12 protein-coding genes are annotated in these 12,543 nt (G+C 63.9%); 9 read left to right on the forward strand and 3 right to left on the reverse strand.

The features are described from left to right. The first annotated feature begins 254 nt into the window (after window positions 1-254). Window positions 255-563, forward strand: coding sequence for a hypothetical protein (locus BHE01S_RS10875; RefSeq protein ID WP_157025289.1), 309 nt, complete (start codon window positions 255-257; stop codon window positions 561-563). Between the two features lie 9 nt (window positions 564-572). On the opposite strand, the gene BHE01S_RS10880 is transcribed toward BHE01S_RS10875, so the two are convergent. Continuing rightward, complete coding sequence (locus BHE01S_RS10880; protein WP_042263613.1) at window positions 573-1,820, reverse strand: MFS transporter; 1,248 nt, start codon at window positions 1,818-1,820, stop codon at window positions 573-575. A 106-nt stretch (window positions 1,821-1,926) separates the two neighbouring features. On the opposite strand from BHE01S_RS10880, the gene BHE01S_RS10885 reads away from it, so the two are divergent. Together BHE01S_RS10885 and BHE01S_RS10890 are read left to right on the forward strand one after the other, a co-directional pair. Continuing rightward, window positions 1,927-2,808, forward strand: coding sequence for a LysR substrate-binding domain-containing protein (locus tag BHE01S_RS10885; protein WP_042263615.1), 882 nt, complete (start codon window positions 1,927-1,929; stop codon window positions 2,806-2,808). A 482-nt stretch (window positions 2,809-3,290) separates the two neighbouring features. Next, window positions 3,291-3,689 carry a BON domain-containing protein gene (locus tag BHE01S_RS10890; protein WP_042263617.1) on the forward strand — a complete coding sequence of 133 codons (399 nt, stop codon included), beginning with the start codon at window positions 3,291-3,293 and terminating at the stop codon, window positions 3,687-3,689. A 171-nt stretch (window positions 3,690-3,860) separates the two neighbouring features. Here the strand turns inward: BHE01S_RS10890 and BHE01S_RS10895 are convergent, their stop codons facing one another. Continuing rightward, window positions 3,861-4,814, reverse strand: a complete 954-nt coding sequence (locus tag BHE01S_RS10895) for a LysR family transcriptional regulator (RefSeq protein WP_042263619.1) — start codon at window positions 4,812-4,814, stop codon at window positions 3,861-3,863. A gap of 330 nt (window positions 4,815-5,144) precedes the next feature. Between BHE01S_RS10895 and BHE01S_RS10900 the strand changes: the two genes are divergently transcribed. Beyond that, a complete protein-coding gene (locus BHE01S_RS10900; RefSeq protein WP_042263621.1) occupies window positions 5,145-6,671 on the forward strand; it encodes a CoA-acylating methylmalonate-semialdehyde dehydrogenase in 1,527 nt (508 codons plus the stop codon). 50 nt (window positions 6,672-6,721) lie between these two features. Continuing rightward, window positions 6,722-7,612, forward strand: a complete 891-nt coding sequence (mmsB, locus tag BHE01S_RS10905) for a 3-hydroxyisobutyrate dehydrogenase (RefSeq protein ID WP_042263623.1) — start codon at window positions 6,722-6,724, stop codon at window positions 7,610-7,612. 62 nt (window positions 7,613-7,674) lie between these two features. Here mmsB and BHE01S_RS10910 read toward each other — a convergent pair whose 3' ends face one another. Then, complete coding sequence (locus BHE01S_RS10910) at window positions 7,675-8,730, reverse strand: phytoene/squalene synthase family protein (RefSeq protein WP_042263625.1); 1,056 nt, start codon at window positions 8,728-8,730, stop codon at window positions 7,675-7,677. Between the two features lie 433 nt (window positions 8,731-9,163). On the opposite strand from BHE01S_RS10910, the gene BHE01S_RS10915 reads away from it, so the two are divergent. The 4 genes from BHE01S_RS10915 to BHE01S_RS37695 all read left to right on the forward strand — a co-directional run bounded on the left by BHE01S_RS10915 (window position 9,164) and on the right by BHE01S_RS37695 (window position 12,403). Then, on the forward strand, window positions 9,164-9,562 hold the full coding sequence (locus BHE01S_RS10915) for a hypothetical protein (protein WP_042263627.1): 399 nt from the start codon (window positions 9,164-9,166) through the stop codon (window positions 9,560-9,562). 138 nt (window positions 9,563-9,700) lie between these two features. Continuing rightward, window positions 9,701-12,016 (forward strand): outer membrane protein assembly factor BamA, encoded by a 2,316-nt coding sequence (bamA, locus tag BHE01S_RS10920; RefSeq protein ID WP_042263629.1) that lies wholly within the window; start codon window positions 9,701-9,703, stop codon window positions 12,014-12,016. Between the two features lie 37 nt (window positions 12,017-12,053). Then, window positions 12,054-12,212 carry a hypothetical protein gene (locus tag BHE01S_RS37690; RefSeq protein WP_157025291.1) on the forward strand — a complete coding sequence of 53 codons (159 nt, stop codon included), beginning with the start codon at window positions 12,054-12,056 and terminating at the stop codon, window positions 12,210-12,212. A gap of 11 nt (window positions 12,213-12,223) precedes the next feature. Next, the gene (locus BHE01S_RS37695) at window positions 12,224-12,403 is read left to right on the forward strand and encodes a hypothetical protein (RefSeq protein WP_157025293.1); all 180 of its coding nucleotides are present in this window, start codon (window positions 12,224-12,226) and stop codon (window positions 12,401-12,403) included. The last annotated feature ends 140 nt before the right edge of the window (window positions 12,404-12,543 follow it).

Below are 12,543 nucleotides of genomic sequence, written 5' to 3' on the forward strand. Positions count from 1 at the left end.
GCAGGAGTTTACGCTGAGCCGACCCCTTGCGGATCGGAAAACTTCGCGTCACGTTGCGCCAGACAGGCGTTTTCCCGGGAGTCGATCGTCGAACCGGCGGGATATGTCGATAAACCGGCCGAAAAGATGGCTAAGTGCGGGAAAGCGGGTTGGTGCGAAGGGCGCTGAGGTGCCGCGCGTTTCCGTTCGAAAAGAGATTTTCTCACGCCGGGCACAATTGGCACATGCGGGGTGTCGCCGATGATGTCGGAGTCGTGAAGAAGGAAGAGGCGCAACCGACCAGTCGGTCGGTGCGTTCACACGCCATGCGTCATTGGCCTGAAGAATGGGCAGCGGTGTCGGGCAACCGCGTGTCGCCGGGGGGTATCGTGGTGTCCGGGAAGTGGATCGCCTCGCGCGAGGACACTGAGCGTCCAGCCAGTCGCGCCAATGGCGACGATGCCGAACAGCACGAGGAACAGCACGAAGAACAGCGCGCCGCTCTCGATCTGTTCTTAAGCGATCCGAATCATATTGCCAGACAGAAGCGCAACGCCGCATCGCGCGCCGGCCGCGGTGCGTGAAAGCGCGTCTTAATGCGTTTCGACCGCGTGTCGCGGCGCAGCGGCGCGCCGCGACGGCATGAAGTACCACACCGCGCAGAGCACTTGCAGACCGACGAGGACGGCCCATACGGTCTGATGCGCGACCGCCGGGTAGTGGCCGTCGAGTGCGGGCCAGTGCGCTAGCGCGGCGCCGATCGCGATCTGCAGAAGAAAGATGCCGATGAAGATGACGAGCGTGAACGTGGTGTTCACACGGCCGATCAGGCGCGGCGGGAAATATTCGGCGAGCACGGCATACGTGAGGATGCCGGTGCCGCCGAACGCGCCGTAAGCCGCCCAAAGCAGGGATGCGGGAAGCGGCACGCGCGCGGCGAGCAGAGCTTGCACGAGCACGAAGACGAGCATCGTGATGCCGGAAAAGAGCTGGACGCTCACGCCGCGCCGCTCGAAGCTGCGTGCGAGCGCGCCAAAGCCGATGTTGCCGACGATGAATGCGCCGCCCAGCACGGAAACGAGCGAGGCCGCACGTGCACCGGCATCGGCGGTGCCGGCCGGCACGACGTCGCGCAGGAACGCGCCGACCCACAACGACTGCATGGCATAGAACACGGCCTGGGTGAGGCCCGAAAACGTCGCGCTCTTCCAGAATGCATGGCTGCACAGGATGTGCGCGGTGCCCTTGAACTGCTCGAGCACGCTCGCCTGGTGGTGGGTGTCGCGCGTGTGCGGACCGCCCGTCCAGATGATGGCGGCCACGAGCACCGTGAGCGCAGCAAGCCCGAGACTCACCGCGCGCCATGGCGCGATCGAGAGCAGCCACGAGAGCGGGGCGCCCACCGCTACGCCGCCGAGGCCGCCTACGGCCATCACCAGCCCGTTCACGAGTGTGAGCTGTGCGACGGGAAAGTGCTGCGCCGTGGCCTTGAACGCGCCGCCGAGGCATACCGACACGCCCACGCCGATCAGCAGCCGGCCCGCCATCATCGCGGCCATGTTGTGTGAGACACCGAAGATCAACGCGCCCGCCGCCGCCACGAGCATGACGCACGCGGTGACGCGGCGCGGACCGTAATGGTCGAGCAGCACGCCGCCCGGAATTTGCGCGCCCGCGAAGCCGAGGAAATAGAGGCTCGTGAGCGTGCCGAGATCGGTCGCCGTGAAGCCCATTTCACGCGAGAGAAACGGCGCGAAGCCGAGATTGACGCCGCGAAACAGGTACGAAATGAAGTAGCCGAGCGCGAATACGGCGAAGACGCGCAGTCTGAGTAAGGTCATGTTGGAGGCGAAAGCGGATTGAATGCCTGGCTGTCGATTATTGGCGATCGCGGGGTGTGAGGCCAGAGAGAGATTTCAAACGGCATTGTGAGTAGAATTTGACGTCATGGTCCGACCGCTTCCCCCTTTGCAGGCGCTGCGCTCCCTCGAGGCCGCCGCACGGCGGCGCAGTTTCAGCCGCGCTGCGGAAGAATTACATTTGACGCACAGCGCCGTGAGCCATCACCTGCGCGCGCTCGAAACGGAACTGGGCGTCGAGCTGTTCCGCCGCGCGGGCAGCCGGATGATCCCCACGGCGGCGGGTGCACAGCTGGCCGAGCGCGTGCGCCGCAGTCTCGACGACCTGCGCGACGCGCTCGACGCCACGCGCCCCGGCGTGAGCGGCGTCACGCGGCTGGAACTGAGCGTGATGTCCGATTTCGCGTCTGTCTGGCTGATTCCGCGTCTTGGCGACTTCTACGACCGCCATCCCATGGTCGATCTCTCGTTGCGCATGCACGCCGACGTGACGCCGCCCGATCCCTATCCCTTCGACATCGGCATCTGGCATCGGCGGGTCGAGGAACCCGGCTTCCAGATCCGCAAGCTGCTGGACGACCAGGTCGTCGCGGTGTGCAGTCCGGCCCTGCTCGCACGCCATGCCGACTTTCGCTTGGAAGATCTCGCGAGCCTGCCGCTCCTGCGTTTTTCGCGCCGTTCGTGGCGCGACTTCTTCGAAGCCGCGGGCGTGGCCGGCGACGAGCCGCAGCGAGGACCGGTGTTCGACGACGCGGGCCTGCTGCTGCAGGCGACGGTGGCCGGTCAGGGGGTGGCGACGGCACGCCTGCAGCTCGCCCGCGGATTCATCGAGCGCGGCGAGCTGGTGCAGTTGGGGCAGGTCCGCATTCCGGCTTCGCTCGATTATTACTTCACATGGCGCGAGGGGCATCCGCGCGAGGCGGCGATCCAGCAGTTCTATCGATGGTTAAAGGCGCAATTGGCCGATTGATGCAGGCCTCGGGTATTGCGCAATGGGTATTCGGGTTAGCCGCCGACCGTATTGTCAACGCTGCTTGTGTGATGCGCGTTGCTGTTTGAATAAAGCGGCTCAATCCCGCTCTGGATTACGCGATTAGTCATTGTATTCATATCGCATGCACCAAAGCGGATCATGGCTGAAGGCGTTGCACCGGACGTTTAAGAACGGCAATGAAATGCCGGTGAATGGACCGTAAAACGGGCTTGTGAAGCTATTCAATTGCCCTCTTGCACGATGGCTTCACGATTTGGACAATCATCTGTATTCGTCTGCGGAAAGCGGCAGAAAGTGTGGCGTGGAATCACGGATTGGGCACGCTTCGTGTCAAGAATGAAATAGTTGCGGTATTGTTACTCCCCATCGCCGCCTGGCGCGTGAATGTTTTGTAGTCAATGGTGTAGTTAACGGCCCATTCCTGGGCCAGCAATAAGACTGACAACAGGAGAAACTGCATGAAGGCTATTCAGATGTTCAAGCTTGCCGCAGCCACGGCACTCGTGGCGGCCTCGTTCCAGGTCTACGCGCAGGACGCGTCGGCCCCGGCGGCCGCAGCCGCCCCGACCAGCGGACCGACGGCCACCGCCCAGCACAATGTCAATCAATCGAAGGCAGCGCTGCGTCAGGCACGCGCAGCGAACCGTGCGCTCGGCCGCAAGGTCCGTGCGGCCCTCGCGCGTGACAAGAACGTGAGCGTCTCCAACATCACCGTGCGCGCGAAAGACGGCGCCGTCACGCTGCAAGGCACCGTGCCCGATTCGTCGCAGATCCAGCGCGCCGGCGATGTCGCCAAGGGCGTTGAAGGCGTGACGTCGGTGCGCAACGCGCTGACCATCCGTCCGGTTGGGACCTGAGCAGCGGCTGGCCGGCGCGCGCCTACCGCCCTTCGAGGTGCGGGCGGCGACGCCGGAGCGGAGGTCTTGCTTCCTGAAGGCCGCACATGCCGTCCCGTTCGTGGGCTGCATGCGCGGCTTTTTTCTTGCCTGGCGAAACTGGGAAGCGTTATGCCGTCAAGCGCATTGCGCTCACGACTCGACGTAATGCATTTCCGGCGATTCGCCCATCAGCAGCGGGCGATTGGCGTCGGCGGCCGCGCGCAGATAATCCCAGAGCGACGTGATGCGCCGCAGCTTGCGCAGGTCCTCGCGGCTGCACAGCCAGAAGCGCCGCGTCACCATGACTTCGTCGGGCAGGATCGGCACGAGACGCGGGTCCGGTTCGGCCATGAAGCAAGGCAGAATCGCGAGCGCGCTGCCCTGCAGCGCAGCATGGTATTGCGCGATCACGCTGGTGCTGCACAGGTTCGCGGTCACGTTCGGCGCCGTGCGTTCGAGGTAGAGCAGCTCGTGGCTGAAAGCCAGATCGGCGACATAGCTGATGAAGGCGTGATTGCGCAAGTCGGCGACCGTGCGTATGCGTGCGTGGCGCTCGAGATACGCCGGCGCGCCGTACAGGCGCAAGCGGTAGTCGCATAGCTTCGTATAGACGTACTGTCCGCGCTCGGGGCGCTCCAGCATGATCGCGAGGTCGGCCTCGCGCTTCGAAAGGCTCACGAAGTGCGGCACCGGCAGGAGGTCGATCGAGATATCGGGATGCTGGCCCGTGAAGCGCGCCAATTGCGGTGCAAGAAAGAAGCAGCCGAAGCCCTCCGTCGAACCCACGCGCACATGGCCCGAGAGGGACTGCGCGCCGATCGCGAACTGCTCGCTCGCCGATTGCACCGTGGTCTCCACGGCATCCGCGTAAGCCAGCAGGCGCTGGCCTTCGGCCGTCAGCACGAAGCCGCCCGAGCGTGATTTGTCGAACAGGACGGTGCCGAGCGCTGCCTCCAGCTCGCGCACCCGGCGCGCAACCGTGGTGTGGTCGACGCCCAGGCGTTTCGCTGCGCCGCTCGCGCGCTGCGTGCGAGCGACTTCGAGGAAGTAGCGCAGATCGTCCCAGTTCAGTGTCTCCATGTTGCTCGTTGTGTTTTTTTGCATATCGGATGGGCTTTTTCATCTCTATGCCGTGGATATTCGAATAACTATACTCGTTCACGAATGCGGCGGAAACAGACACGGCCGCACGACAACAAGGATGGAGACAGACGATGCAAATGCAGTCGTTCCCCGTGCGGGCCCCGGCGCACCCGTATTCAGCAGGACTCTCCTTTACCTCGCCCAGCTCCACTCTCAGCCCGCTCGACATGACTGCACGCGTTGGCAGACAGTGCTCGCGCGCGTGCTGCGACTGAAGTTTTCGCCGACTCCGCAATTTTCGCCATATCCGGCCATGGCCGGCCCGTTCGAATCCATCAGGGAGAGTTCACAATGAACGCAGTGACCCAGGCATCCAACGCGCAAGTTTCGACCGTCCAGCTGCTTATCGACGGCGAGTTCGTCGAATCGAAAACGAAGGAATGGCGCGACATCGTCAATCCGGCCACGCAGGAAGTGCTGGCGCGCGTGCCGTTCGCGACCGTCGAGGAAGTGGACCAGGCCGTGAAGGCCGCGCACGCCGCGTTCGCCACGTGGAAGAACACTTCGCTCGGCACGCGCTTGCGCATCATGCTCAAACTGCAGGCGTTGATTCGGGAGCATATGCCGCGCATCGCGCAAACGCTCACCGCCGAGCAGGGCAAGACGCTGCCGGACGCCGAGGGCGACATCTTCCGCGGCCTCGAAGTGGTCGAGCACGCCTGCTCGATCGGCACGCTGCAGCAAGGCGGTTTCGCCGAGAACGTGGCGGGCGGCGTGGACACCTATACGCTGCAGCAGCCGCTAGGCGTGTGCGCCGGCATCACGCCGTTCAACTTCCCCGCGATGATTCCGCTGTGGATGTTCCCGATGGCGATCGTTTGCGGCAATACGTTCGTGCTCAAGCCTTCGGAGCAGGACCCGCTTTCGACCATGCAGCTCGTGGAACTCGCCATCGAGGCGGGCATTCCGAAAGGCGTGCTCAACGTCGTGCACGGCGGCAAGGAAGTCGTCGATGCGATCTGCACGCACGAACTCGTGAAGGCGATTTCGTTCGTCGGCTCGACAGCCGTGGGCACGCACGTTTATCGTCTGGGCAGCGAGCACGGCAAGCGCGTGCAGTCGATGATGGGCGCGAAGAATCATGCTGTCGTGCTGCCCGACGCGAATCGCGAGCAGGCGCTCAATGCGCTCGTCGGCGCGGCGTTCGGCGCGGCGGGCCAGCGATGCATGGCGACTTCCGTGGCCGTGTTCGTGGGCACCGCGCAGCAATGGGTGGATGAGCTGGTGGAAAAGGCGAAGACGCTCAAGGTCAATGCGGGCCATGAGGCGAAGACCGATGTTGGTCCGGTCGTTTCGCGCGCCGCTAAAACGCGCATTCTCGGCCTGATCGACTCGGGCGTGAAACAGGGCGCCACGCTTGCGCTGGATGGCCGCGACGTGAAGGTGCCGGGCTACGAGAACGGCAACTTCGTCGGCCCCACGGTGTTCACCGACGTGAAGACCGACATGGACATCTATACGCACGAGATCTTCGGGCCGGTGCTCGTCGTGCTCACTGCCGGGACGCTCGATGAAGCGATCGCCATCGTCAACGCGAATCCGTTCGGCAACGGCGTGGGCCTCTTCACGCAGAGCGGCGCGGCGGCGCGCAAGTTCCAGAGCGAGATCGACATTGGCCAGGTCGGCATCAACATTCCGATTCCGGTGCCGGTGCCTTACTTCAGCTTCACGGGTTCGCGCGGTTCGAAGCTCGGCGACCTCGGCCCGTACGGCAAGCAGGTCGTGCAGTTCTACACGCAAACCAAGACGGTTACCGCGCGCTGGTTCGACGATGCGACCGTGAGCGACGGCGTGAACACGACGATCAGCCTGCGCTGATGCACGCCCGACATCAGCACGGAGTACTGAACAACAAGGGAGAAAGGCTCATGAAAATCGGATTTGTCGGGCTGGGCCACATGGGCGCGCCGATGGCGCTCAATCTGCTCAAGGCGGGTCATACGGTGGCGGTGTTCGACTTGAGCGCGAGCGCGATGCAAACGCTTGCCGAGGCCGGCGCGCAGAAGGCCGCATCGGCGAAGGCGGCGGCAAGCGGGGCGGAGTGTGTCATCACGATGCTGCCGGCGGCGGCGCACGTGCGCAGTGTGCTCACCGCGCAAGACGGCGTGCTGGCGGGCATCGCGAAGGGCGTGACGATCATCGATTCGAGCACGATCGACCCCGCGAGCGTCAAGGAGTTCGCGAAGCTGGCCGAGGCGCAGGGGAACGCGTTCGTCGATGCGCCGGTGTCGGGCGGCACGGGCGGCGCGGCGGCGGGCACGCTCACCTTCATGGTGGGCGGCAGCGCTGCGCACTACGAGAGCGTGAAGCCGGTGCTCTCGGGCATGGGCAAGAACATCGTCCATTGCGGCGAGACGGGCACGGGGCAGGTGGCGAAGATCTGCAACAACCTCGTGCTGGGCATCACGATGGCCGGCGTGGCCGAAGCGATGGCGCTGGGCGAGGCGCTCGGCATCGACCCGAAAGTGCTGGGCGGCATCATGAACACGTCCACGGGCCGTTGCTGGAGTTCGGATACGTACAACCCGTATCCGGGCGTGATCGAGACGGCGCCTGCTTCACGCGGCTACACGGGCGGCTTCGGCACGGACCTCATGCTCAAGGATCTGGGGCTCGCGACCGACGCCGCCAAAGGCGTGCATCAGCCCGCGTACATGGGGGCGCTCGCGCAGCAGCTCTATCAGGCGATGAGCAGCCACGGCGACGGCAAGCTCGACTTCTCTGCGATCATCAAGCTGTATCGCGCCGGGAAAGGTTGAGGCGCGTAGTGCCGAGTCGCGAAAGGCGCGCTGTGAAGCGCGCTTTTTTTCGGCCGTATGTTTCAGGCCTTGATACGAGCCTCGACGCGCGCGAAGAGCCGCCTGAACCAGACGCCGAGCAGCGCATCGGAAGGCGCGAGCGCGGTGGAGCAGGCAAGAATGCGATAGACATCGTTGCGCGTGACCTTCGAGGTCTTCGCGGGATCGAGCCAGTCGTCATTGCCGACAAGGCGTTCGAGCGTTTCGAGGCCGATGAGAATGGGCCACAGGCAGGCAAGCCGCAGGCGCACCGAAAGGCGCGGCAGCGCGAACGTATAGTCGATGGCCGCGCGGAAATGATCGAGCGCGACGCGCACGAGTTCGAGCATGATCGGCCGTGCGCGCACCGAGGCGCCGGGCTGCAGCAGGTCCTGCGCGGTGAGCCCCGCCTGGACCAGCATCGAAGCGGGCAGATAGCAGCGGCCAATGCGCAGATCCTTGCCGCAGTCCCGCAGGACGTTCACCATCTGCAAGGCCTTGCCGAAGCGGATGCCGCGCGTGTACATGGTGTGTTCCAGCGAGGGCGCGAGCGTGCCCGGCAAGTGCATGCAGGTCATCTTCGTCCAGAATTCGCCTACGCAGCCCGCCACGAGATACGTGTAGCGGTCGAGTTCGTCCCACGTTTTGAGTGCGGCCACCTGGCCCGAGCGCTCGTCGGGGAACGTGCGTAGATCGAACTCCATGCCTTCGGTGAGCGTCGTGACGATCTCGCGCACGGCCTTGCGGTCGGCGTCGCCGAGTTGCGTGAGCACGTCGAGCGCGCCGCCCAGCGATTCGAGCAGCAGCTTCTCGTCCGATTGCGTTTGCTGGCCCGCAACCTCGCCTGCCAGATCGGCGAGCAGGGAGTCGTGGTTCGTCGCGCCATTCACGCGCTCGCGCAGCGCGAGCAGCAGGGCGAGCCGCCGTCCGGGCGGGATCAGCGCGGTGTCGGCAATGGTGTCGGCGGCGCGCGCGAGCAGATAGGCTTCGCCTACGGGGTCGCGCATGCCGGCGGGCAGCACGCGCATCGTGAGGTAGAACGAACGGGAAACGCCTTTGAGCAACGGGCCCAACAGGAAGGCCCGGGTAGAATTCTGCATGTCGGATAGGGGCAGCGGGGACGGATCGGACGCAGCCGCATTGTATCGTGGACGAGGGAGACGAGGCCCGTTGAGACCCGAACGCGCGTTCTACGACCTCCAGATGCGTTTCGCGCACAGGGCGGCGCGCCTGGCGGAGAGGCCGCTCGCGGTACAGGCGAGCGTCGAGGTGTTTGCCGATAGAAAGCGAACGTAACCGGTACGGTTACCAAACATTATTCAAGGCAACTGGGACATCGTGCAGGTGAGGGGAGATTGAAAGCCGCTGCACGCACTCAGCGTATTGGCCTGGCGCGCAAGTGGATGCGTGCGAAACGACCGAACGCGGCCCCTGCGCAATATTGATGAAAGTAATCCCTGTAATGCGGGGGTAACGCCGCAACGCGCCCGGCGCACTAGACTCCGCCGATGCTTTTGTAACGGAGCGCCGCTCATGCCCTCGTCCCCGGCTCTTGCCATTCATTCCCTGCGTGATTTCGAGCTGACTGCGGACGGCCAGTACCTGATGGTGAACGGCAACCAGCCGGACAGCGTCGCGCTGCATTGTTCCGTGATGCATGAACTGCTCGCCGCGCTTTCCAATGCGATCGGCCGCTCCGAGCGTATCCGCCACAAGACCGCAAGCGTGAAATTCACCATGCCTTGCGAGGCCTGGGAGATCGGCCGCGAGTCGGGCGACGTGCAGCATCTCGTGGTGAGTTTTCGTCTGCCCGGCGGCGCCGAATTGTCGTTCCGCCTGCAGCCTGCGCAAGCCGCGCACATGACCGAGGTGCTCTCGCTCGCAACGGGGCTCGCGAAGATGCGCCTCCCTGGCCGCGCGAGCATGCAATAGGCGTGGCGCGCCGGCCTCGCTTGCGGCACTCGTTGTACACCCTGCATCCGTGGATGCCGGCCGCGCGCGTCTCGCGCCGGTAATGCCGCATTCGGCGCTTTCACGGCTCTATCGTTGGCTTCACATTCGACCTCCCGCATGACGGCATCAACTACCACGGCGCGCTATGCACGCGCACTGACTCTCGCCGGCTTCGGCATTGGCGTGACCGCTGCGGCGCACGCCACCGAGCCCTTCGTGGTCCAGGACATCCGCATCGACGGGCTTACGCGCATCGAGCCGGGCACCGTGTTCGCCTATTTGCCGATCAAGCAGGGCGAGACCTTCACCGACGACAAGGCCTCCGATGCCATTCGCGCGCTCTACGCCACGAGCCTCTTCAGCGACGTGCGCATTTCCACGCAAGGCCGCACAGTGGTCGTGCAGGTGCAGGAGCGGCCCGCCATCGGCACGATCGACTTCGCGGGCATCAAGGAATTCGATAAGGATAACTTGACGAAGGCGCTCAAGTCGGTCGGACTTTCGCCGGGCCAGAGCTACGACAAGGCGCTCGTCGACAAGGCGGAGCAGGAACTCAAGCGCCAGTACCTCACGCGCGGCTACTACGCGGCCGAGGTCACGACTACGGTTACGCCGATCGACCGCAACCGCGTCGGGCTGCTGTTTTCGGTGGTCGAAGGGCCGAGCGCGAAGATCCGCCAGATCAATTTCATCGGCAACCACACCTTTAGCGAGCGCACGCTGCTCGATGAAATGCAGCTATCCACGCCGAACTGGTTCTCGTGGTACACGAAGAACGACCTGTATTCGAAGGAAAAGCTCACCGGCGACCTCGAGAACGTGCGCTCGTACTATCTCGACCGTGGCTATCTGGAGTTCAATATCGATTCGACCCAGGTTTCGTTGTCGCCCGACAAGAAGGACATGTATCTGACGATCGGGATTCACGAGGGCGAGCCCTATACGATCTCGAGCGTGAAGATGGCCGGTAATCTACTCGACCGCGAGACGGAGTTGAAGAAGCTCGTGGGCATCAAGCCGGGGCAGCGCTTCTCGGCGCAAAAGCTCAAGGACACGACCAAGGCGATTGTCGACAAGCTCGGCGAATACGGCTACGCCTTCGCGACCGTGAACGCGTTGCCGGAAATCGACCAGAAGGACCATACGGTCGCGCTCACGCTGCAGGTCGACCCGAGCCGCCGCGTGTACGTGCGCCGCGTGAACGTCACCGGCAACACACGCACCCGCGACGAAGTCGTGCGGCGCGAAATGCGCCAGCTCGAAAGCTCGTGGTTCGATTCGAACCGTCTCGCGCTTTCGAAGGATCGCATCAACCGCCTTGGCTACTTCACCGATGTGGAGGTGACCACGGTGCCGGTGGAAGGTACGCAGGACGAGGTGGACGTGAACGTGAACGTGACCGAGAAACCCACCGGCACGCTATCGCTGGGCCTCGGCTATGGGTCGGGCGAAGGGCCGATCATCTCGGCGGGTATTTCGCAGGACAACGTGTTCGGCTCCGGCAACAGCCTCTCGCTGAACGTGAACACGGCCACGACATACCGCACGCTCTCGGTCACGCAGGTCGATCCGTATTTCACGGTGGACGGCATCAAGCGCATTACCGACGTCTACTACCGGACAACCGAGCCGCTTTACTACTCGAGCACGAACGACACGAGCTTTCGCATCATTTCGTATGGCGCGGACATGAAGTTCGGCATCCCGTTCTCCGAGACCGACATGGTGTATTTCGGCCTCGGCATCGAGCAGGACCGCCTCGACGTCGACTCCAGCACGCCGCAGACCTACATCGACTACGTCAACGAGTTCGGGCGCGTCTCGAACACCGTGCCGCTCACCGTGGGCTGGTCTCGCGACAACCGCGACAGCGCGCTGGTGCCGAGCCGTGGCTACTATGCGCAGGCCAACGCCGAATACGGCACGCCGGCGGGCACGCAGTACTACAAGGGCGATGCGCAAATGCAGTATTACTACTCATTCGCGCGCGGCTTCGTGCTGGGGCTGAACTTTCAGGGCGGATACGGCAACGGTCTGGGCGGCAAGCCGTATCCGATCTTCAAGAACTACTATGCGGGCGGTATCGGTTCGGTGCGCGGCTATGAGTCGGGCTCGCTCGGACCGCGCGACACCACGACGAACGATCCGATTGGCGGCTCGAAGATGGTGGTGGGCAATATCGAGCTGACTTTCCCGTTGCCCGGCACGGGTTACGACCGGACGCTGCGCGTGTTCACGTTCGTGGACGGCGGCAACGTGTGGGGCACGGAAGGCAGCAGCACCGGGGCGAACGGCCTGCGTTACAGCTATGGCGCGGGGCTTGAATGGATCTCGCCGATCGGGCCGCTCAAGCTCGATCTGGGCTTCCCGATCGTGAAGCACGCGGGTGATCAGTATCAGAAGTTCCAGTTCCAGATTGGTACGTCGTTCTAGATTTTTTGTTGTTTGCGCAACCAGTAGAATCTATAGCGTGATGACCGGCAGTGTCAATTACTCGATCATCGCTATCAATGCCGCAAACCTCCACTACCAGATGTACGACTGCAACGTCGGGTTCCACTCAAGCAACGCCGTTGCCGCAGGCGCGATCAATAGCGTGACGGAGAACTACGACACAACGGCGAGCTAGCGACGGAGCGCTTGCCGTGGATACCGCGCAAGCTGGCAGGTGCGCTCACTAGCGCGCTGATTGTCGGCGCTTCGATCGCGGCTTTCAGACAGGCGGAGAAGCTGTTCCCGTCGCTGGCGAGCCGTATCGGGGCCGAGGCGCGCAAACGCGTCACGGGCTCCGAGCCGCCGGATCATCATCACGAGCGCTGACAGCCTGTGGCGCCTCGCGAACGCGCTCACGTGTGCGGCCATCGTCTGGTTCGTCGGCTTTCCGCACGCGCAGCCGGGGCGCCATATCCCGCTACACACAACCTCCTGCACGACGACCTGTTGCAGAGCCTCACCATGCT

This window comes from Paraburkholderia heleia NBRC 101817 (assembly GCF_000739775.1).
Lineage (GTDB): Bacteria > Pseudomonadota > Gammaproteobacteria > Burkholderiales > Burkholderiaceae > Paraburkholderia > Paraburkholderia heleia.